General features: G+C 67.4%; 19 protein-coding genes. 11 read left to right on the top strand and 8 right to left on the bottom strand.

Annotation, left to right across the window (positions count from 1 at the left end; translation table 11 throughout):
* Positions 1 to 62: 62 nt before the first annotated feature.
* Both IEX25_RS02225 and IEX25_RS02230 read right to left on the bottom strand, forming a co-directional pair.
* Positions 63 to 1,235, bottom strand: a complete 1,173-nt coding sequence (locus IEX25_RS02225; RefSeq protein WP_188713843.1) for an acetyl-CoA C-acetyltransferase — start codon at positions 1,233 to 1,235, stop codon at positions 63 to 65.
* 101 nt (positions 1,236 to 1,336) lie between these two features.
* Positions 1,337 to 2,107, bottom strand: coding sequence for an EAL domain-containing protein (locus tag IEX25_RS02230; RefSeq protein WP_103172304.1), 771 nt, complete (start codon positions 2,105 to 2,107; stop codon positions 1,337 to 1,339).
* Between the two features lie 150 nt (positions 2,108 to 2,257).
* Here IEX25_RS02230 and IEX25_RS02235 point away from each other — a divergent pair, with 150 nt between their 5' ends.
* On the top strand, positions 2,258 to 2,836 hold the full coding sequence (locus IEX25_RS02235) for a DNA-3-methyladenine glycosylase I (RefSeq protein ID WP_188713844.1): 579 nt from the start codon (positions 2,258 to 2,260) through the stop codon (positions 2,834 to 2,836).
* On the opposite strand, the gene IEX25_RS02240 is transcribed toward IEX25_RS02235, so the two are convergent.
* On the bottom strand, positions 2,811 to 3,359 hold the full coding sequence (locus tag IEX25_RS02240; RefSeq protein WP_188713845.1) for a TlpA disulfide reductase family protein: 549 nt from the start codon (positions 3,357 to 3,359) through the stop codon (positions 2,811 to 2,813). The two genes, IEX25_RS02235 and IEX25_RS02240, sit on opposite strands and share 26 nt — an antisense overlap.
* Before the next feature lie 23 nt (positions 3,360 to 3,382).
* On the opposite strand from IEX25_RS02240, the gene argH reads away from it, so the two are divergent.
* The 4 genes from argH to IEX25_RS02260 are packed head-to-tail and all read left to right on the top strand — an operon-like array spanning position 3,383 to position 8,738.
* On the top strand, positions 3,383 to 4,786 hold the full coding sequence (argH, locus tag IEX25_RS02245) for an argininosuccinate lyase (RefSeq protein ID WP_188713846.1): 1,404 nt from the start codon (positions 3,383 to 3,385) through the stop codon (positions 4,784 to 4,786).
* Entirely contained in the window at positions 4,783 to 4,932 is a 150-nt protein-coding gene (locus tag IEX25_RS02250) for a hypothetical protein (RefSeq protein WP_188713847.1), read from the top strand. Before argH ends, IEX25_RS02250 begins: the two co-directional genes overlap by 4 nt.
* On the top strand, positions 4,933 to 6,198 hold the full coding sequence (lysA, locus tag IEX25_RS02255) for a diaminopimelate decarboxylase (protein WP_188713848.1): 1,266 nt from the start codon (positions 4,933 to 4,935) through the stop codon (positions 6,196 to 6,198).
* Positions 6,189 to 8,738 carry a DUF4175 domain-containing protein gene (locus IEX25_RS02260; protein WP_308421424.1) on the top strand — a complete coding sequence of 850 codons (2,550 nt, stop codon included), beginning with the start codon at positions 6,189 to 6,191 and terminating at the stop codon, positions 8,736 to 8,738. Before lysA ends, IEX25_RS02260 begins: the two co-directional genes overlap by 10 nt.
* Here the strand turns inward: IEX25_RS02260 and IEX25_RS02265 are convergent, their stop codons facing one another.
* Positions 8,739 to 9,452: a zinc-ribbon domain-containing protein gene (locus IEX25_RS02265; protein ID WP_188713849.1), complete on the bottom strand. Its 714-nt coding sequence runs from the start codon at positions 9,450 to 9,452 to the stop codon at positions 8,739 to 8,741.
* Between the two features lie 83 nt (positions 9,453 to 9,535).
* Here IEX25_RS02265 and IEX25_RS02270 point away from each other — a divergent pair, with 83 nt between their 5' ends.
* The 3 genes from IEX25_RS02270 to IEX25_RS02280 are packed head-to-tail and all read left to right on the top strand — an operon-like array spanning position 9,536 to position 11,909.
* Complete coding sequence (locus IEX25_RS02270) at positions 9,536 to 10,210, top strand: cell division ATP-binding protein FtsE (RefSeq protein WP_103172305.1); 675 nt, start codon at positions 9,536 to 9,538, stop codon at positions 10,208 to 10,210.
* The gene (locus IEX25_RS02275) at positions 10,207 to 11,133 is read left to right on the top strand and encodes a cell division protein FtsX (RefSeq protein WP_103172174.1); all 927 of its coding nucleotides are present in this window, start codon (positions 10,207 to 10,209) and stop codon (positions 11,131 to 11,133) included. Before IEX25_RS02270 ends, IEX25_RS02275 begins: the two co-directional genes overlap by 4 nt.
* Positions 11,130 to 11,909, top strand: a complete 780-nt coding sequence (locus IEX25_RS02280) for a lysophospholipid acyltransferase family protein (protein ID WP_188713850.1) — start codon at positions 11,130 to 11,132, stop codon at positions 11,907 to 11,909. Before IEX25_RS02275 ends, IEX25_RS02280 begins: the two co-directional genes overlap by 4 nt.
* A gap of 422 nt (positions 11,910 to 12,331) precedes the next feature.
* Here the strand turns inward: IEX25_RS02280 and IEX25_RS02285 are convergent, their stop codons facing one another.
* The 3 genes from IEX25_RS02285 to IEX25_RS02295 form a co-directional block, all read right to left on the bottom strand.
* Positions 12,332 to 13,294, bottom strand: a complete 963-nt coding sequence (locus IEX25_RS02285; protein WP_188713851.1) for an acetyl-CoA carboxylase carboxyltransferase subunit alpha — start codon at positions 13,292 to 13,294, stop codon at positions 12,332 to 12,334.
* 134 nt (positions 13,295 to 13,428) lie between these two features.
* On the bottom strand, positions 13,429 to 13,968 hold the full coding sequence (locus IEX25_RS02290; protein WP_188713852.1) for a L,D-transpeptidase family protein: 540 nt from the start codon (positions 13,966 to 13,968) through the stop codon (positions 13,429 to 13,431).
* Positions 13,965 to 15,164: a MalY/PatB family protein gene (locus IEX25_RS02295; protein ID WP_188713853.1), complete on the bottom strand. Its 1,200-nt coding sequence runs from the start codon at positions 15,162 to 15,164 to the stop codon at positions 13,965 to 13,967. The genes IEX25_RS02290 and IEX25_RS02295 overlap by 4 nt, the downstream gene beginning before the upstream one ends.
* A gap of 76 nt (positions 15,165 to 15,240) precedes the next feature.
* On the opposite strand from IEX25_RS02295, the gene def (IEX25_RS02300) reads away from it, so the two are divergent.
* From def (IEX25_RS02300) to fmt, 3 genes are all read left to right on the top strand, one after another.
* The gene (gene def / locus IEX25_RS02300) at positions 15,241 to 15,765 is read left to right on the top strand and encodes a peptide deformylase (RefSeq protein WP_188713854.1); all 525 of its coding nucleotides are present in this window, start codon (positions 15,241 to 15,243) and stop codon (positions 15,763 to 15,765) included.
* A complete protein-coding gene (def, locus tag IEX25_RS02305) occupies positions 15,762 to 16,262 on the top strand; it encodes a peptide deformylase (protein WP_103172180.1) in 501 nt (166 codons plus the stop codon). Before def (IEX25_RS02300) ends, def (IEX25_RS02305) begins: the two co-directional genes overlap by 4 nt.
* 64 nt (positions 16,263 to 16,326) lie before the next feature.
* Positions 16,327 to 17,235 carry a methionyl-tRNA formyltransferase gene (gene fmt, locus IEX25_RS02310; RefSeq protein WP_188713855.1) on the top strand — a complete coding sequence of 303 codons (909 nt, stop codon included), beginning with the start codon at positions 16,327 to 16,329 and terminating at the stop codon, positions 17,233 to 17,235.
* 39 nt (positions 17,236 to 17,274) lie between these two features.
* On the opposite strand, the gene secA is transcribed toward fmt, so the two are convergent.
* On the bottom strand, positions 17,275 to 19,992 hold the full coding sequence (gene secA, locus IEX25_RS02315; protein ID WP_188713856.1) for a preprotein translocase subunit SecA: 2,718 nt from the start codon (positions 19,990 to 19,992) through the stop codon (positions 17,275 to 17,277).
* Positions 19,993 to 20,016 lie beyond the last annotated feature (24 nt).

A 20,016-nucleotide genomic window follows, 5' to 3' on the forward strand; every position in this document is an offset into this window, starting at 1 on the left:
GTTCCGGCAATATTGCTACAAGGCAAGGAAATGGCGCGCAACATCATTGCGCGCCAAGATCGTCACCGTTCGACGCAAAGGGCGACGCCCATGCCGCCGCCGATGCACAGCGTGGCAAGACCCTTCTTCGCGTCGCGGCGCTTCATCTCGAACAGAAGGGTGTTCAGCACGCGGCAGCCCGAGGCACCGATCGGGTGGCCGATGGCAATGGCGCCGCCGTTCACGTTCACGATGTCGGGGTTCCAGCCCATGTCCTTGTTGACCGCGCAGGCCTGGGCGGCAAAGGCCTCGTTCGCCTCGACCAGATCCAGGTCCTGGACGGACCAGCCGGCCTTTTCCAGCGCCTTGCGGCTGGCGGGGATCGGGCCGGTGCCCATGATCGCCGGATCAAGCCCCGCCGTGGCCCAGGAGGCGATGCGCGCCAGCGGCGTCAGTCCGCGGCGGTTCGCCTCGTCCTCGGTCATGACCATGACCGCCGCCGCGCCGTCGTTCAGGCCCGAGGCATTGCCCGCCGTGACCGAGCCTTCCTTGGAAAAGGCGGGGCGCAGCTTCTGCATGGCGTCGATGGTCGCGCCGTGGCGGATGTATTCGTCCTTGTCCACCACCGTGTCGCCCTTGCGGGTCTTGACGGTATAGGCCACGATTTCATCATCGAAGCGCCCGGCCTTCTGCGCCGCCTCGGCTTTGTTCTGGGAGGCAAGGGCGAATTCGTCCTGCTGGTCGCGGCTGATCTGCCATTTCTGAGCGACGTTTTCCGCCGTGGTGCCCATGTGGTAATTGTTGAAGGCGTCCCACAGCCCGTCGCGGATCATGGTGTCGATGAACTGCATGTCGCCCATCTTCTGCCCCGCGCGCAGATAGGCGGCGTGGGTGGACATCGACATGCTTTCCTGCCCGCCGGCCAGAACGACCTTGGCATCGCCCAGGATCACATGCTGCGCGGCAAGCGCCACGGCACGCAGGCCCGACCCGCAGACCTGGTTGATCCCCCAGGCCGCCGATTCTTGCGGCAGGCCCGCCTTGATATGCGCCTGCCGGGCAGGGTTCTGGCCCTGGCCCGCGGTCAGCACCTGGCCCAGGATGGTCTCGTCGACCTCAGCCGCGTCGATGCCCGCGCGGGCCACGACCTCGGCCAGGACGGCCGCGCCAAGGTCATGCGCCGGGGTATTGGCGAACGAACCCATAAAACTGCCGACCGGGGTCCGGGCGGCGGAAACGATAACGGCTTTGGTCACGATAAGCTCCTTCCCTTGAGCCAGATGACTGGCGAATCAGGAACAGGATGCGGGTTCGTGCCGTGGCGTCAAGCAGATCGCCCGAAAGTCGTAGACAGGACCTAGCGCAGCACGACGGAAGGCGGGGACTTCCACGGCGGCGCAATGGTCGGGGCCCCGAAGTAATAGCCCTGCAGGCAGTCGATGCCGTTGTCGATCAGGAAGCTGGCATCATCCGCCGTCTCGACCATCTCGGCCACGGTGAACATGTCGAAATGCTGCGCAATCGACATCAGCGCCCGTGTCAGGACCTGGTTGTCGGGATGATCGGAAATCTCTCGGATGAACTGACCGTCGATCTTGATCATGTCGAAGCAGAAGTCGCGCAGATAGCGGAACGAGGTATAGCCGGCCCCGAAGTCGTCAAGCGCCAGACTGATCCCGTATCGCTGCACCTCGCGCATGAAGGTTTTCACCTCGTCCGGCATTCCCATGGCCGAGCTTTCGGTGATTTCCAGGATCAGCCGTTCGGCCGCCTGCGGATCGGCGGAAACGCCCCGGCGCAGGCTGTCCATCCAGGCGGGATAGCCGATGGACCGCGCCGACATGTTGATGGACAGGCGCAGGGACGGTTCCTCGGACAGGGCCTTCAGTCCTAGCGACAGCGACAGGCAGTCGATCTGGCGGCCCAGTTCGGTGGTTTCCGCCACCGGCATGAAGTCGCGCAGGGGCACCATCCGCCCCGAATCGTCGATGATGCGGATCAGGCCTTCATAGAAGGCGGGGCGGTTGGTCCGCTGGGCCTGCACGACCGGTTGAAAGGCCAGGACGCCGTTTCCCCGTTCGACGGCAAGCCTGACCAGCGGCAGGGTCAGCCTGCTTTGCTGATCCATCGCATATTCCAGCGGAGAGCCTTTTTCAGGCAGCTTTGCGTCGGTCACGTCTGGCCCCTTGTGCCGCAATCATTCCGTGTTCTGTTGTGGCAATAATCGCCTAATTTGCGGTAAACGCGCAGGGATTTCTGGATTAAGGGTTAATGCTTCATGACCGACCGCTGCCCCTGGTGCGGGACCGATCCGCTGTATGTCGACTATCACGACACCGAATGGGGCGTGCCGGAACGCGATCCGCGCGCCTTGTGGGAAAAGCTGGTGCTGGACGGGTTCCAGGCGGGCCTGTCCTGGATCACCATCCTGCGCAAGCGCGATGCCTTCCGCGAGGAATTCGACGGCTTCGACCCCGAACGCGTCGCCCGCTGGGACGATGCCCGCATTGATCGGGCGCTGCAAAACCCCGGCATCATCCGCCATCGCGGCAAGATCGAATCAGCGGTGAAGGGCGCCCGGCTGTTTCAGGAGATCGAATCGCAGCAAGGCTTTTCGCCCTTCCTGTGGGACTTTGTCGGCGGCCAGCCAATCCAGAACCGCTTTGCCAGCGCGGCCGAGGTGCCGACCGCGACAGCCGAATCGACGGCCATGTCGAAGGCGCTGAAGAAGCGCGGCTTCACTTTCTGCGGGCCGGTCATCACCTATGCCTTCATGCAGGCGACGGGCATGGTGAACGACCATCTTGTCACCTGCCACCGCCACGCCCAGCTTAGTCCGCCACAAGCTGCCGGATGACGGCCTTGGCGGGCTCGCTGCTCCAGTCGGCCTCGCCCAGAAGGCGGGCGACCTCGCGGCCCTCGCGGTCGATCAGGACGGTCACCGGCAGGCCCACCACGCCCATGGCACGCGCAAGCTGCTGGCGCGGGTCCAGCAGGACGGGCAGGTTCTGCAACCCGGTTTCCTCATAGAACTTGTCGATGCGGTCGGGGGCGTTGCGGCCCGTCGCCACGGCCACCACCTCGAAATCCTCGCCGCCCATCTCGGATTGCAGGGCATCGAGATAGGGCATCTCCTCGCGGCAGGGGGCGCACCAGGTGGCCCAGAAGTTCAGCAGCACGACCTTGCCCTTGTAGTCGGCAAGGGTATGCGTGCCGCCCTCGGGGTCGGTGAATTCGACATCGGACACGGGCGCCGGTTCCTCGGCCGGGACCAGTTTCACAAGGCCCGCGTCCTTGGCAGCCTGCCAGTCCACCGCGCCCGCGAAGGCGGCGTTTGCACCGAAAAGCAGTGCCGTATAAAGCAGGGCGGAACGCAGCATGAAGACCTCCGAAGGACGCGCCTATGACCGACCGGCCGCAACAGGATTCCGCCAACAGCATGTGGGGCGGGCGCTTCGCTGCCGGGCCCGACGCGATCATGGAGGCGATCAACGCCTCGATCGGCTTCGACCGGCGGCTCTACGCCCAGGATATCCGGGGCAGCCGTGCCCATGCCGCCATGCTGGCTGCACAAGGCATCATCAGCGATACCGATGCCGAGGCGATCAGGGAAGGCCTGCTCACCGTCTTGTCAGAGATCGAGGCCGGCGATTTCCCCTTCCGCACCGAATTGGAAGACATCCACATGAATGTCGAGGCGCGGCTGAAGGAGGTCATCGGCGAACCTGCGGGCCGCCTGCACACCGGCCGGTCGCGCAACGACCAGGTGGCGACGGATTTCCGCCTGTGGGTGCGCGACCAATGCGACGCGGTCATCGAGGCACTGCAGGCGCTGATCCGCGCGGCCCTGGCGCAGGCCGAGGCAGGGGCGGATTGGGTGATGCCGGGCTTCACCCATCTGCAGACCGCCCAGCCGGTGACCTGGGGCCACCACATGATGGCCTATGTGGAAATGTTCGGCCGCGACCTGTCGCGGTTCGGGGATGCGCGTCGGCGGATGAACGAATCGCCCCTGGGCGCCGCCGCGCTGGCTGGGACCGGCTATCCCATCGACCGCAATGCGACCGCGCAGGCGCTTGGCTTCGACGCGCCCATGGCCAACAGCCTGGATGCCGTGAGCGACCGCGATTTCGCCCTGGAATTCCTGTCGGCGGCCAGCATCTGCGCCGTCCACCTGTCGCGTCTGGCCGAGGAACTGGTGATCTGGTCATCGGCCCAGTTCCGCTTCGTGTCGATGTCGGACAAGTGGTCCACCGGGTCGTCGATCATGCCGCAGAAGCGCAACCCCGACGCGGCCGAACTGATCCGCGCCAAGATCGGGCGGATCCTGGGGGCGACGGTCGCGCTGTTCACGGTGATGAAGGGCCTGCCCTTGGCCTATTCCAAGGACATGCAGGAGGACAAGGAACAAGTCTTCGATGCCGCCGACAGCCTGATGCTGGCCCTGGCCGCGATGACGGGGATGCTGTCCGACCTGACGGCCAACCGCGACAGGATGGAGGCCGCGGCATCGGCGGGCTTCTCGACCGCGACGGATCTGGCCGACTGGCTTGTGCGCGAGCTGGGCCTGCCCTTCCGCGATGCCCATCACGTCACCGGATCGCTGGTGGCCCTGGCCGAGAAGAAAGGCTGCGACCTGCCCGACCTGACGCTGGACGACATGCAAGGGGTCCATGCGGGGATCACCGACAAGGTCTTCGGCGTCTTGGGCGTTCACAACTCGGTCGCCTCGCGGCAAAGCTATGGCGGCACGGCGCCCGATCAGGTGCGCGCGCAGATCACCCGCTGGAAAGGAAAACTGGCATGAAGTGGATTGCAATTCTGGCGGTGGCAGCCGTGGCGGCCTGCGGCGTGGACGGCCCGCCCGAACGTCCGACGGCCCCCAAGACCGCGCCGAAATCCAACGTCTCGATTTCCGGCCACGCCACAATGGGCGTGATCACGGAGCTGTAGGTGGATCACTTCAACTACCAAGGCGGCCAGCTTTGCGCCGAGGACGTGCCCCTGTCGCGCATCGCGGCCGAGGTGGGGACGCCCGTCTATGTCTATTCGGCAGCGACCTTGACGCGGCATTTCGGGCTGTTCCGCCAGGCGCTGGACTGGACCGATCACCTGGTCTGCTTTGCCGTCAAGGCCAACAGCAACCTGGCCGTGCTGAAGCTGCTGGGGGATCTGGGCGCGGGGATGGATGTCGTCTCGGGCGGCGAATACGCCCGCGCCAAGGCGGCGGGCGTTCCCGGCGACCGCATCGTCTTTTCCGGCGTGGGCAAGACCCTGGTCGAGATGCGCATGGCCATCGAGGGGGGCATCCGCCAGTTCAACCTGGAATCCGAACCCGAGATGCACGCCCTGTCGGCGCTGGCCGCCAGCATGGGCGCGACCGTTCCGGTGGCGGTGCGCGTGAACCCCGACGTGGATGCGAAGACGCACGAGAAGATCGCGACCGGCAAGTCGGAAAACAAGTTCGGCATCCCCATCGCCCGGGCGCGAGAAGTCTATGCCGAGGCGGCCTCGCTGCCGGGCCTGCGGGTCGTGGGCGTGGACGTGCATATCGGCAGCCAGTTGACCGATCTGGACCCTTACCGCGCGGCCTATGCGAAGGTGGCCGACCTGACCCGCGCGCTCCGCGCCGACGGGCACAGCATCACCCGGCTGGATCTGGGCGGCGGCCTGGGCATCCCCTATCGCCGCGACAACAACGCCCCGCCCCTGCCCATCGAATACGGCCAGGTGATCCGCGAGACGGTGGGCGACCTGGGCTGCGAGATCGAGATCGAACCCGGCCGCAACATCGTCGGCAATGCCGGGATCCTTCTGTCGCAGGTGATCTATGTGAAGAAGGGCGAGGGACGCGATTTCCTGATCGTGGACGCGGCGATGAACGACTTGCTGCGCCCGGCCATGTACGGCGCGCATCACGACATCGTTCCCGTGCGCGAACCTGCGGTCGGCGCAGCGGTGCAGCCCTTCGACGTGGTGGGTCCGGTCTGCGAATCGGGCGACACCTTCCAGAAGGGCGCGGACCTGCCCGAGATGGCGGCGGGCGACCTGATCGCCTTCAGGTCCGCCGGGGCTTACGGCGCGGTGATGGCGTCGGAATACAACTCGCGCCCCCTGGTGCCCGAGGTTCTGGTCAGCGGCGATCACTTCGCCGTCATCAGGGCAAGGCCGACGTTTGAGGAAATGCTGGCTCGGGATAGCATCCCGGAATGGCTTTGACGCGGCACCCCGATGTGACGTCGCAGCCGGGGGCTGTCGGCCCCCGGATCCCCGAGGATATTTTCGCACAGAAGAGGGGGCCCGTCGTCCGTGCCCTGCACCTGACCCGCTGGGGCATGGTCTGGGAACAGGCGGCGCGGGCCTTCTGGCCGCTGGCAACCGTGCTGGCCTTGGTTTTCGCCGCCTTTTCGCTGGGCCTGGTGGCGGCCGTGCCGCTGCCGGTGCTGCCCTGGCTTGCCGGGGCCGTGCTGTTGCTGCTGATCTGGGTTGCGATCCGGAGCGGGATGCGGTTCCGCCGCGTCCGCATGGCCGATGCGATGGGGCGGCTGGACCGGACCCTGCCGGGCCGTCCGCTGGCCGCCTTGACCGACAGCGCGGCGATCGGGGGCGAGGGGGCCTTGTGGCAGGCGCATCTGGCCCAGATGCGGGCGCGGGCATCGCGCGCGCGGGCGGTGCGCCCCGATGCGGGCCTGACGCGGCGCGATCCCTTTGCCTTGCGGCTGGCGGGGCTGGTTGCCCTTGTCATGGCGCTGATCTTCGGCGGTGCGGCGCAGATGGGCCAAGGGATCGAGGCGCTGGCCGCGACCGTGTCCCGCCCCATGGCGACAGATGGGGTGCCTGCGGGGCCAAGCTGGGAAGGCTGGGCGGAACCCCCCGCCTATACCCGCCGCCCGACGATCTATCTGAACGCGCTTGAGGAAGGCCAGCCGCTGGAACTGCCCAAGGGCAGCGAGGTCACCTTCCGCCTGTACGGGCAGGGCGCGGCGGTCACCCAGGACATCGGCCCCGCACTGGGCGAGGATCCGCAGGCGCCGGGCTTCCGGGCCGAAAGCTCGGGCACCATCGAGGTTGCGGGGCGGCGTTTCGACGTGACGGTGCTGCCCGACAATGTTCCCGTGATCCAGGCGGGCGCGGCCCCTGTCAGGCGTGCCGACGGCAAGATGGTCCAGGATTTCAGCGCCCGGGACGATCATGGCGTCATGTCCGGCCAGGCGGTGATCGCGCTTGATCTGCCTGCCGTGGATCGCCGCTTTGGCCTTGCCATCGACCCCGAACCCCGGCCTGCGGTCGAACTGGTCCTGCCCCTGCCGCGCGGCGACCGCCGCGAGATCCAGGGCCAGTTGACCGAGGATCTGTCCCGCCACCCTTGGGCGAACCTGCCCGTCAGCGTATCCTTGCGCGCGGTGGACGGGATCGAGCAGGTGGGCGAGGCCCAGCCGATGCGGACCGTCCTGCCGGGGCGGCGTTTCTTCAACCCGCTGGCCGCCGCCCTGATCGAGATGCGGCGCGACCTGCTGTGGTCGCGCGACAATGCCGGGCGCAGCGCCGAGATCCTGCGGGCGGTGACATGGCAGCCCCAGGGCTTCGTCGAGCAGCCGCTTTACCTGGAACTGCGCGGCGCGGTGACGCTGCTGGAGGGCGACCGGCTGACCGACAAGGCCCGCGACGATCTGGCCGAGGCGCTGTGGCAGGCGGCAGTCCAGTTGGAGGATGGCGGGCTGTCGGATGCCCTGGAACGGATGCGGCAAGCCCAGGAAAAGCTGTCCGAGGCGATCCGCAACGGCGCCAGCCCCGACGAGATCCAGCGCCTGATGGACGAACTGAAGGCCGCGACGGACGCCTATACCGAGATGCTGGCCCAGCAGGGGCAGCAGCAGGATCCGGCGGAACGGTTCACCGGGGAACAGCAGGGCCAGCAGATCACCGGCGACCAGATCCAGCAGATGATGGACGAGATCCAGCGCCTGATGAACGAGGGCCGCATGGCCGAGGCCCAGGAACTGCTGGAACAGTTCAACCGCATGATGGAGAACCTTCAGGTCCGCCAGTCCCAGGGCCAGGGACAGGGCCAGGAAGGCAGCAGCGGCAACCAGCCGATGAACCGCCTGGCCGATACGCTGCGCGAGCAGCAGCAGTTGTCGGACGAGGCGTTCCGCGACATGCAGGAACAGTTCGGCCAAGGCCAGATGGGTCAGCCATCCGGCAATGCGCAGGGGCTGGCCGACCGCCAGCGGCAACTGCGCGAGGAATTGGGCCAACAGCAGGGCTTGTTGCCGGGGCAGGGATCGCCCGGCGGCGATGAAGCGCGGCGCCAACTGGACGAGGCGGGCCGGGCCATGGAGGATGCCGAACAGGCCCTGCGGGAAGGCGACACCGGCGGCGCGCTGCAACGCCAGGCCGATGCCATCCAGTCGATGCGGGAAGGAATGCGCGCCCTTGGCGACATGATGGCCCAGCAGCAAGGCCAGCAGGGCCAGCAAGGGCAACAAGGTCAGCAGGGACAGGACGGCCAGCAGCCCGGCGCGGGCGACCGGGCAGGGCAGGGCCAGAACATGGGACAGCGTCCCGCATTGGACCCCCTGGGCCGACAGCGCGACGGAAACGGCAATGTCATTGCAGGGGGCGATCCCTTGGCCGAAGGCGTCGATCCGGCGCAGCGTGCGCGCGATCTGCTGGATGAAATCCGCCGCCGCAGCGGCCAGGCCGAACGTCCCCAGGACGAGCGCGATTACCTTGGTCGGCTGCTGGACCGGTTCTGATCAGCGGATCAGGGCAGCCGCGCGGTCCTGCAACCACAGGCGCGCCTGGTCCATGCCGGCGCGCAGATCCATCAGCCCTTCGCCGAAGTCGCCCTGGCCCGCCAGCGTCGGCGCCGCCAGATACAGCGCCACGACACCCCCAGCCAGCATCAAGGCAAGACCGAACCCCGCACGGTAACCACCCCGCTTTCGCGCGGGCCGTGGCTGCGGCGCGGCTGCCTGCCGGACAGGTTCCGGGGCCGGTTTTTCAACCGCCACCGGGACGGGGCGGAGTTTGACCCGCTGGACGGGTGCGGGGCGTACAGGTTCTGGTTCGGGCAGGGCGGCCTGCGGCGGCTCAGGGGGCTTTGGATCGAAATGCCGGGTGATGGTCGTTGCGGGCCATTCGGGATCGGCGGCCGGACGAGGCGCGGGCTTGGGTTCCGGGGCGGCGGTTTCGCCGTCCTCGGACGCGCGGGCGCGGCGTTCGTGTTCGACCTCATCGCGCAGGATATCCAGCACGCTGTCGGGCAGGCGGCGGCTCAGGCGGGGCAGGTCGCCGGACGGCAGGGCGGCCGCGGAGGGCTGGAATTCGGCCAGGGCCAGCGGCGCCGTGGCGTGCCAGACCTTGCCGCAGGCGCTGCACTCGACCTCTCGCCCCTCGGGGGGGACGGCACTGTCGGGGACGCGATATTCCGCAGCACAACCGGGACAGATCAACCGTATTTCCGCCATGCCGGCCCTCGCATTCGCCTTTTGGCTGTTCTATCAAGCGCAGGGCCGGCTTCCAAGCCGGACTGGAACGAACGGGGGTGCGCGTGATCGAGATGCGGGATGTCGGCTTCGGCTATCACGGGGGAGCCGAACTGCTGTCGAACATGACGCTGACCTTGCAGCCGGGCATGTTCCATTTCCTGACGGGCCCGTCGGGTTCGGGCAAGACGACGCTTCTGCGGCTGTGCTATGCCGACCTGCTGCCCACCTCGGGGCAGATGGTCGCCTTCGGCGAGGATCTGCGGCAACTGACGCGCGACGGCATCGCCGATCTGCGCCGCCGGGTGGGCGTGGTCCATCAGGACACGCAGTTCCTGGATCATCTGCCGGTGGCCGAAAACGTCGCCCTGCCGCTGTCCGTGTCGGGACAGCCCGTCGATATGGAGGCGCTGCGCGACCTGCTGGGCTGGGTGGGCCTGACCCATCACGCCCGCGCCATGCCCCCGTCCCTGTCGGGGGGCGAAAGGCAGCGCGCGGCGCTGGCGCGCGCGGTGATCCTGTCGCCCGACCTGGTGCTGGCGGACGAACCGACGGGCAACCTGGACTGGGACATGTCGGTCCGCCTGATGCAGCTGCTGATCGAGCTGAACAAGTCGGGCAAGACCGTGCTGGTCGCGACCCACGACCTGAACCTGATCCGCGCGACCAAGGCGCAGGTCGCCGCGCGCGTGCTGCGGATCGCGAACGGGACATTGAATCTTGCGGGGGCTGATCTGTGATGCGGGCTGATTTCCGGGGCTTGAACCTGAGGGCGCTGTGGCAGGGCCTGATGCGCGATGGCGGATCGGGCGACCGGATCGTGCCGCCCACGGGATTCACCGCGCATCTGACGCTGTTTTCGGCGGGCGCCATGGCCTTTCTGGCGGTCTTTGCCCTGGCCTTGGCGCTTGCGACGGGGCGGCTGGCGGATCGCTGGGCCAGCGAACTGGCGGGATCGGTGACGGTCCGGGTCAGCGCGCCATCCGGCGAACAGGACGCGGCGACACGGGCGGCGATGCAGGTGCTGTCCACCACGCCAGGGGCGGGCCAACCCCGCCTGCTGCCCGCGGACGAGGTTGCCGGCCTGCTTGCCCCCTGGTTCGGCCCGGACATGCCCGTCGATGCCCTGCCGGTTCCGTCCCTGATCGACCTGCCCATCGCGGGCGAGGATTTCGATGCCGAAGGATTGCGCCTGCGGCTTGAGGCCGAGGCACCGGCCGCGACGCTGGACGACCACACCGAATGGCGTCGCCCGCTGGTGACGGCAGCGAACCGTCTGCGGATGCTGGGCATCGTGTCGCTGCTGCTGATCGCGGCGGCTTCCGCATCCATGATCACGCTGGCCGCCAAGGCGGCGCTGGCGGCGAACGGGCAGGTGATCCGGGTGCTGCGGCTGATCGGCGCGCGCGACATCACCATCGCCACGGCCTTCGTGCGCCGCTTCACCAAGCGCGCCGCCGTGGGCGCGACGGTCGGCACGCTGTGCGGCATGGCGGGGATCGCCATGCTGCCGGGCATGAATGCCGCGGGCGGGTTCCTGACCGGGCTGGGCTTTCAGGGCTGGGGTTGGCTGCTGCCGCTGCTGATCCCGGTCGTGGCCGCCGCCGTCGGCTTCTTTGCGACGCGCTGGGCGGCGCTGAAGATGCTGGGGGCCGTTCGATGAACAGCCGGGCGGCGTCGCCGGTGCCGGGCCTGCTGTCGGCCTGGCAACATGTGCAGAACGCCCTCTATTACCTGCATGTCGCCTTGGCGACGGTCGTGATCGGTCTTTTCGGCCTGCCCCTGTTGCTGCGACATGGCCGGGCGGGCGCCAACCGGGTGGCGACGCGCTGGATCGGCTACATGCTCTGGGCCGCCAAGCTGCATCTGGGCGTGACCTGCGAAGTGCGCGGCACGCCGCCCACGGAAGACTGCATCATCGCCGCCAAGCACCAGTGCTTTCTGGATATCCTGGTCATCGCCCATGCCGTCCCTCGCCGCGCCTTCATCATGAAGAAGGAAGTGATGCATGTGCCGATCATGGGCTGGTATGCCCGCAAGGTCGGCTGCATCCCCATCGACCGCGCCAAGGGCCGGGATGCCATGCGCGCCATCTCCAGCGAGATCAACCAGAGGATCGCGGGCGACGGGCTGGGCCAGTTGATCATCTATCCCGAAGGCACGCGCACAAGGCCCGGCGAACGCCGTCCCTACAAGCACGGAGTCAGCACGATCCGGGGTGCGACCGGGCTGCCAGTGGTTCCCGTGGCGGTCAACACGGGGCTGTTCTGGCCGCGCAAGGGATGGGGCATCCGCCCCGGCCGCGCCGTGGTCGAGTTTCTTCCCGTTGTCCCCCCCGAAGTCCCGGCCGAGGGTTTCGTCCCCCGGCTGGAAGCCGAGGTCGAGACCCATTCCGACCGGCTGATGGCCGAGGCGGGATTTCGGGCCCCGGCTATCTGAGGATCGGCCAGGCCTTATTGCCACGCACCATCTGGGCGCCTGCGGACGATCTCTATGCAGGCGGCCGGTTCTTTGCGGCGCCGGATGGCGTTGCGGCATTGGCTTGGCCGGAACTTGTGGAACGCGGACAATGCGACGCGGTGCCGAGGCCGCAGGGACACGACGTGCTGGCACAGGCGCGCAAGATCCTTGAGGAGGCAGAGGCGTCGCGCAGCCTAGCGCGCGGCGCGCAGGGCGGGACCAGCGGCACGATCAAGCTTGGTTCCACCCCGACGATCCGGCCTTACATCATGCCCCATGTCATGCGGCGGCCTTCACCCCACGGGGCGATGATCGGCCGCATTGGGGGCATGATCCGCGCTGTCGCGCAGGATCGGTTCAGCGGTCGGTCAGCGTGGAACAGGTCGGATGCCGGTTGCCGATCAGGCGACCAGGCTTTTCGATCCCATATCCAGGAATTTCTGCCGCCGGTCACGGATCAGGTCGGCCAGCTTCTTGCCCTTCAGGTCCGCCAGCATCGCGGCGATTTCCTGGCCCACGGCTTCGATCGCGACGGCAGGGTCGCGCTGCGCGCCGCCTACGGGTTCCGCGATGATGCGGTCGATGACGCCCAGCTTCTTCAGATCCTGGGCGGTCAGGCGCAGCGCCTCGGCCGCCTCGCGCATCCGTTCGGCGTCCTTCCACAGGATCGAGGCGCAGCCCTCGGGCGAGATCACCGAATAGATCGAATGTTCCAGCATGGCGATCCGGTTGGCCGTGGCGAAGGCCACCGCGCCGCCCGATCCGCCTTCGCCGATGATGACGCTGACCAGCGGCACGCCGATTTCAAGGCATTTCTGGGTGCAGCGGGCGATGGCCTCGGACTGGCCGCGTTCCTCGGCGCCCTTGCCGGGATAGGCGCCGGGCGTGTCCACAAGCGTGATGACCGGCAGGTTGAAGCGATGCGCCAGATCCATCAGCCGGATCGCCTTGCGGTATCCCTCGGGGCGGGCCATGCCGAAATTGTGGTGGATGCGCGTCTTGGTGTCGTTGCCCTTCTCGTGCCCGATCACCACGCAGGGCGCGTCGTTGAAGCGGGCAAGGCCGCCCATGACCGCATGGTCGTCGCCGAATGCCCGGTCGCCCGCAAGGGGCGTGTATTCGCTGAACAGCGCGTCGATATAGTCGCGGCAATGGGGGCGGTCGGGATGGCGGGCGACCTGGGTCTTTCGCCAGGGGTCCAGGGTCTTGTAGAGGTCGCGCAGCAGTTCGCCCGACTTCTTGTCCAGTGCCGCGGCCTCTTTCTCGACGTCCACGGTGTTTTCGGATTTGCGGGCCAGGGCGCGAAGCTCCTCGGCTTTGCCTTCGATGTCGGCAAGCGGCTTTTCGAAATCCAGATAGACCATGCGGGGTGTGCCTTCGGGTGTGTTCGGGTGTGCGCCCCTATATGATCGCGCGGCAACGGGATTGCAACGCGGCACCGGGGGTTTCACACCCCCGGACCCCCGTGGGATATTTGAACCATAGTGAAAGCGCTGCGTCAGGGCAGGATCTCGACGGTCGTGCCGAGGCGGGCGGCGGCGTAGAGTTCGCGGATTTCCGCGTCGCTGACGGCGATGCAGCCCGCCGTCCAGTCGCCGGGCAGGGTTTCGCCGTCGGGCCGCGGGTTCGGCTGGCCGTGGATGAAGATGTCGCCGCCCGGGTCGATGCCGGACGCCGCGGCGCGGGCGCGGTCCTGCGGACGCGGGTAATCGAGCCCCAGCGACAGGTGATAGGCGCTTGCGGGGTTCACGCGGTCGATGGTGAAGCGGCCTTCGGGCGTCCTGCCGTCGCCCTGCCGGCGCTTGTCGCCGTCCGGTTCGAAGCCAAGCGCGATGCGATAGGTTTTCAGCGGCTGACCGTCGCGGAAGGCGGTCATGCGGCGGGCGGACTTTCGGATCTCGATGTGATCGACGGGCCCGACCAGCGGCGCCGTGACCGGCGGCACGGGCGCAGGACGCTGCGGCGCCAGCATGATCCAGGCCGCCGTCAGCAGGAACAACGCCGTCAGCGCGGAAAAGAGGCGCCCGAGCAGCCTCATTGCAGGTCGGCGAAGGCCTGTTTCAGGCGTTCCACGGCCTCGGTTACCCGGACGCGCGGGGTGGCGAGGTTGAAGCGCAGGAAATCCTCGCCCCCGGTGCCGAAGGTGGCGCCGTGATTGGCCGCGATGCGGGCCGCCTTTTCGACGCGGGCGGTGAATTCCGCCGGCGTCATGCCGGTGCCCGAGAAATCGACCCAGGACAGGTAGGTCGCCTGCAGGGGCATGGACCGCAGGCCGGGGATCGCGTGGATGCCCGCGTCGAAGATCCGCCGGTTGCCGTCGAGATAGTCCACAAGCGCGTCGACCCAGGCCGCGCCCTCGGGCGAATAGGCGGCGGTGACCATGTCCATCCCGAACAGGCCCGGAGAGATGCCGCGCGCCATCAGCGCCGCCTTGAAGCGGTCGCGCAGCGCCTTGTCCGCGATGATCGCGTTGCCGATATGGGCGCCCGCGATGTTGAAGGTCTTGGTGGCGGCGGTCAGCGTGACCAGCCGGTCCGCGATGTCCGGGCAGACGGTGGCGGTGACGCTGTGCTTGTGGCCGGGCATGACCAGGTCGCAGTGGATTTCGTCCGACACCAGGATCAGGTGGCGGCGGGTGCAGAAGTCGGCGACCTGGCGCAGTTCCTCGGGCGTCCAGATGCGGCCGCCGGGATTGTGGGGCGAGCAGAGGATCAGCAGACGTTCGCGTCCCGTCAGGCGGTCTTCCCAGGCGTCCCAGTCCATGCGGTAGAGGCCGTCTTCCTGCGCCAGCGGCAGTTCGACCAGTTCGCGGCCCGAGGCACGGATGACGCGGGCAAAGGCGTGGTAGACGGGCGACATCACGATCACGCCGTCGCCAGCTTCGGTATAGGCGTCAAGCGCCATCGCCACGCCGTTCACCAGGCCCGCGCAGGTCAGGATCCAGTCGGTGTCGATCTTCCAGCCGTGGCGGTTTTCCATCCACCAGCGGATCGCCTCCAGATAGGGCCGGTTCGCGCCGGGATAGCCGTAGACGCCGTGGGCCGCCACATCCTCGACCGCCCGTTGCACGGCGGCAGGCGGGCGGAAGTCCATGTCGGCCACCCACATCGCCAGCCCCCCATCATCGGGCGACACGCCATAGGCCCCCTGCATGTCGTCCCATTTGGAACAGCGGGTGCCCACGCGGTCGATGATCTCGTCAAAGTCGGGACGGGGATGGCTGTGCTGGTTCATGGTCCTGCCTGTCGCTGTTTCCCCATGCATATGCCGGTTGTTGCTTATGGTGAAGCCTTGCCCTAAATCGCGGAGCATGAGCAGCCTGCGCCCCATCCTGATCCATCCCGACCCGCGCCTGAAGAAGGTCTGCGAGCCGGTGGCCCGCATCACGCCCGAGATCGAGACGCTGGCCGCAGACATGCTGGCCACCATGTATGACGCGCCGGGCGTGGGCCTGGCCGCGCCGCAGGTGGGCGTGCTGTCCCGCGTCTTCGTGATGGATGCGACCCGCGACCCCGAGGCCGAGCGCCGCCCGTTGGTGCTGGTGAACCCCGAGGTGACCTGGGAGTCCGAGGAACTGAACACCTATGAGGAAGGCTGCCTGTCCATCCCGGATCAATATGCCGATGTGACCCGACCGAAACAGGTGCGGCTGCGCTGGCTGGGCCTGGACGGAAAGACGCATGAGGAAGAGTTCGACGGGCTGTGGGCGACCTGCGCGCAGCACGAGCTGGACCACCTGAACGGCGTGCTGTTCATCGACCACCTGTCCGCCATCAAGCGCCAGATGATCACGCGCCGCATGGTCAAGCTGAAGCGGGAAAAGGGCCGCGCGTGACCGTCCGACCCTTCCTGCCCTATTCCGACCGCCGCCTGCACATCCCGGCCGATCCGGTCGAGGCCGTGACCGAGACGGTGCGGATGATCTGGGACGACATGGTGGACACGATGGAGGCGATGCCGGGCGTGGGTCTTGCCGCGCCGCAGATCGGGATCATGCTGCGGCTGGCGGTCGTGGATGCGTCCGAGAAGCGGGGGCAGGCGGTGCGCATGGCCAACCCCGAGGTCCTGCACGCCAGCGTCCAGTTCCGCAGCCATGACGAGGCCAGCCCCAACCTGCCCGGCGTCTTCGCCCCCGTCAGCCGACCGCGCGCGGTGACGGTGCGCTTCCTGAACGAGGCGGGCGAAGTCGAGGAGCGCGATTTCGTGGGCCTGTGGGCCACCAGCGTGCAGCACCAGATCGACCATCTGGACGGGCGGATGTATGTCGATCACCTGTCGCCCTTGCGGCGCAAGATGCTGGTCGCGAAATCGGCGAAGCTGGCGCGGCGGTGACCGCCGGGGGCGCTTCGCCCCCCGGACCCCCCGAGGATATTTGGACACAGAAGATGAGGGCAGGATGCGCGTGATCTTCATGGGAACGCCCGAGTTCTCGGTGCCGGCCTTGCGGGCGATCGCCGCGCGGCATGAGGTCGTGGCGGTCTATTCGCAGCCGCCGCGGGCCGCGGGGCGGGGGCAGAAGCCCCGGCCATCAGCCGTCCATCGTGCTGCCGAGGAACTGGGGATCGAGGTGCGAACGCCGCTGCGATTGCGCGATGCGGCGGATCAGGCGGATTTCGCGGCCTTGCAGGCGGATGTGGCGGTGGTGGTGGCCTATGGGCTGATCCTGCCGCAGCCGGTGCTGAATGCGCCGCGCCTGGGATGCCTGAACATCCATGCCTCGCTTCTGCCGCGATGGCGGGGGGCGGCGCCGATCCATCGGGCGGTCATGGCAGGGGATGCGGAAACCGGCGTTGCCATCATGCAGATGGAGGCGGGCCTGGATACAGGGCCGGTGCTGGCCGAGGCGAAGACCGTGATCGGGGCCGAGGACACCACCGCCGACCTGCATGACCGGCTGGCGGCGATGGGGGCGGACCTTGTCGTGGATGTGCTGGATCGGCTGCCCTTGCCCGCCGTGCCGCAGGCCGCCGAGGGCGTGACTTATGCCGCCAAGATCGACAAGGCCGAGGCGCGGGTGGATTGGACCCGCCCGGCCGCCGAGGTGGACCGGCTGATCCGGGGCCTGTCGCCCTTTCCCGGCGCTTGGTGCGAGATCGCGGGCGAGCGGGTGAAGCTGCTGCGCAGCCGGGTCGTTGCGGGGCAGGCGTTTCCGGGGCAGGTGTTGGGGGGATTTACCATCGCCTGCGGCACCGGCACGGATGAACTGGGCGCAGTCGAGGTGCTGGAGGCGCAGCGGTCGGGGAAAAGGCCGATGTCGGCCCAGGAATTGCTGCGCGGATGGGAACTTCCCGCACGGCTGGATTAGGCCGGGCGGGGTAGAACCCCATCCGGCCGGAACACCGCGTCAGATCGCGCCGTGGCAGTGCTTGAACTTCTTGCCCGATCCGCAGGGGCAGGGATCGTTGCGCGACGGGTTGCCCCAGGTGGCGGGGTCCTGTTCGTCAAAGCCCGCGACCAGCGGCCGGGGCCTGTCCGCATCGTCGTCGGACTGACGCTCGGCGCCATGCTCCATCGTCAGGTGTTCCTGCGCGGCCTTCTGCTGCTCGGCCATCTGGCGCAGCATTTCCTCGCGCTCGGCCTCGGTCAGGGGGCGGATCTGCGCAAGGCGCTGCGTCACGTCGAAGCGCAGCCCGTCCAGCATGGTTTCGAACAGCTGGAAGGCCTCGGTCTTGTATTCCGACAGGGGATCGCGCTGCGCATAGCCGCGGAAGCCCACGACCGAGCGCAGGTGTTCCAGCGTCAGCAGGTGGTCGCGCCATTTCTGGTCGATCATCTGCAGCAGCACCTGCTTTTCGATGTTGCGCATGTTTTCCGGCCCGAATGCCTGCGCCTTGTCGGCCATGTAGGTATCGGTCGCCTGCTCGATCCGTTCGCGCATCGCGTCCTGGTCCACGCCTTCCTCGGCCGCCCAGTCGGCGACGGGCAGGTTCATGCTCAGCCGTTCGCGGATCGCGGTCTTCAGGCCGTCCAGGTCCCACTGTTCAGGATAGGATTTCGGCGGCATGAATTCATCGACCAGATCGTCGATGACCTGGTGGCGCATGTCGGCCGCGATTTCGCCCACCTCGGTGCTGTCCATGATCTCGCGGCGCTGGCTGAAGATCGCCTTGCGCTGGTCGTTCATCACGTCGTCGAATTTCAGCAACTGCTTGCGGATGTCGAAGTTGCGGCCCTCGACCTTGGCCTGGGCGCGTTCCAGGGACTTGTTGACCCAGGGGTGGACGATCGCCTCGCCTTCCTTCATGCCCAGGGTGGACAGGACCTTGTCCAGCCGTTCGGATCCGAAGATCCGCATCAGGTCGTCGTCCAGCGACAGGAAGAACAGCGACCGGCCGGGATCGCCCTGGCGGCCCGAGCGGCCGCGCAACTGGTTGTCGATGCGGCGGCTTTCGTGGCGTTCCGTGCCCAGCACGAACAGCCCGCCCGAGGCCAGCACCTTTTCCTTGTCCGCCGCGTGTTCGGCTTCGATCCGGGCCCGGATTTCGTCGGGGTTCGCCTCGGGGTCGGCGGCAAGTGCTGCCAGCACCTTCATTTCCACGTTGCCGCCCAACTGGATGTCGGTGCCGCGGCCGGCCATGTTGGTGGCGATGGTGACCGCGCCGGGCTTGCCCGCGTCGGCCACGATCTGCGCCTCGGCCTCGTGCTGGCGGGCGTTCAGGACGTTGTGGGGAATGCCCTGCTTTTTCAGGATCTCGGACAGCATCTCGGACTTCTCGATGCTGGTGGTGCCGACCAGGGTCGGCTGGCCCTTGGCATGGGCTTCCTTGATCGCCTCGACGACGGCGGCGTATTTTTCCTGCGCCGTGCGATAGACGCGGTCGTGTTCGTCCTGGCGCGCGATGCCGCGGTTGGTTGGAACCTCGACCACGCCCAGCTTGTAGATCTCGGCGAATTCCTCGGCCTCGGTCGCGGCCGTGCCGGTCATGCCTGCCAGCTTGTTGTAGAGCCGGAAGTAGTTCTGGAAGGTCACGCTGGCCAGGGTTACGTTTTCCGGCTGGATGGTCACGCCTTCCTTGGCCTCGATGGCCTGGTGCAAGCCGTCCGACAGGCGGCGGCCCTTCATCATCCGGCCGGTGAATTCGTCGATCAGCATCACCTCGCCGTCGCGGACCATGTAGTGCTGGTCCTTGTTGAACAGCTTCCAGGCGCGCAGGGCCTGGTTCGCGTGGTGGACGATGGTGGTGGATTCCGGGTCATAGAGCGTCTGGCCCTCGGGCAGGATGCCGTCGGCCTGCAGGCGGGTTTCCAGGAACTCGTTGCCTTCCTCGGTGAAGGTGGCGTTGCGGGCCTTTTCGTCCAGCTTGTAATGGTCTTCGGTCAGAAGCTGGATATACTGGTTCAGCGTCACATAGAGTTCGCTGCGGTCCTGCGACGGACCCGAGATGATCAGGGGCGTGCGCGCCTCGTCGATGAGGATGCTGTCCACCTCGTCCACGATGGCGAAGTTGTGGCCGCGCTGGACCATTTCCTCGACGCTGCCCTTCATGTTGTCGCGCAGATAGTCGAAGCCAAGTTCGTTGTTCGTGGCATAGGTCACGTCGGCGGCATAGGCCGCGCGCTTCTCGGGTTCCGCCTGGAAGGAATAGACGACGCCCGTGGTCATGCCCAACTGGCGGAAGACCTTGCCCATCCAGTCGGCATCGCGTTTCGCCAGATAGTCGTTGACCGTGACGACATGGACGCCCTTGCCGGTCAGGGCGTTCAGATAGGCGGGGAAGGTCGCGACAAGGGTCTTGCCCTCGCCCGTCTTCATTTCCGCGATATTACCTTGGTGCAGGAAGATGCCGCCCATCAGCTGCACGTCGAAGGCGCGCAGGCCCAGGGCGCGGCGCGCGCCCTCGCGGCAGTTGGCGAAGGCTTCGGGCAGGATGTCGTCCAGGCTTTCCCCCTGGGCCACGCGTGACTGGAACTCGCGGGTCTTCTCGACCAGCTGCTGGTCGGTCAGCGGGCGGAACTGATCCTCCAGCGCATTGATGCGGGCCACCAGCCCGCGCGTTCCCTTGACCTTGCGGTCATTGGGGCTTCCAAAGACCTTCTTCGCCAGATTTCCGATGCCGAGCATGTTACCTTCGCAATCACGTTGTTG

It is taken from the genome of Paracoccus acridae (assembly GCF_014642735.1).
In the GTDB taxonomy this organism is placed as follows: domain Bacteria; phylum Pseudomonadota; class Alphaproteobacteria; order Rhodobacterales; family Rhodobacteraceae; genus Paracoccus; species Paracoccus acridae.

What these genes read in the sequence shown, in the direction of transcription:
- IEX25_RS02250 (WP_188713847.1), top strand. Translation starts at nt 4,783, where the DNA reads ATGAAGTGGATTGCAATTCTGGCGGTGGCAGCCGTGGCGGCCTGCGGC.
- def (WP_188713854.1), top strand. Translation starts at nt 15,241, where the DNA reads ATGAGCAGCCTGCGCCCCATCCTGATCCATCCCGACCCGCGCCTGAAG.
- IEX25_RS02230 (WP_103172304.1), bottom strand. Translation starts at nt 2,107, where the DNA reads ATGGATCAGCAAAGCAGGCTGACCCTGCCGCTGGTCAGGCTTGCCGTC.
- IEX25_RS02235 (WP_188713844.1), top strand. Translation starts at nt 2,258, where the DNA reads ATGACCGACCGCTGCCCCTGGTGCGGGACCGATCCGCTGTATGTCGAC.
- IEX25_RS02295 (WP_188713853.1), bottom strand. Translation starts at nt 15,164, where the DNA reads ATGAACCAGCACAGCCATCCCCGTCCCGACTTTGACGAGATCATCGAC.
- secA (WP_188713856.1), bottom strand. Translation starts at nt 19,992, where the DNA reads ATGCTCGGCATCGGAAATCTGGCGAAGAAGGTCTTTGGAAGCCCCAAT.
- IEX25_RS02280 (WP_188713850.1), top strand. Translation starts at nt 11,130, where the DNA reads ATGAACAGCCGGGCGGCGTCGCCGGTGCCGGGCCTGCTGTCGGCCTGG.
- IEX25_RS02290 (WP_188713852.1), bottom strand. Translation starts at nt 13,968, where the DNA reads ATGAGGCTGCTCGGGCGCCTCTTTTCCGCGCTGACGGCGTTGTTCCTG.
- IEX25_RS02265 (WP_188713849.1), bottom strand. Translation starts at nt 9,452, where the DNA reads ATGGCGGAAATACGGTTGATCTGTCCCGGTTGTGCTGCGGAATATCGC.
- fmt (WP_188713855.1), top strand. Translation starts at nt 16,327, where the DNA reads ATGCGCGTGATCTTCATGGGAACGCCCGAGTTCTCGGTGCCGGCCTTG.
- IEX25_RS02285 (WP_188713851.1), bottom strand. Translation starts at nt 13,294, where the DNA reads ATGGTCTATCTGGATTTCGAAAAGCCGCTTGCCGACATCGAAGGCAAA.
- argH (WP_188713846.1), top strand. Translation starts at nt 3,383, where the DNA reads ATGACCGACCGGCCGCAACAGGATTCCGCCAACAGCATGTGGGGCGGG.
- IEX25_RS02260 (WP_308421424.1), top strand. Translation starts at nt 6,189, where the DNA reads ATGGCTTTGACGCGGCACCCCGATGTGACGTCGCAGCCGGGGGCTGTC.
- IEX25_RS02240 (WP_188713845.1), bottom strand. Translation starts at nt 3,359, where the DNA reads ATGCTGCGTTCCGCCCTGCTTTATACGGCACTGCTTTTCGGTGCAAAC.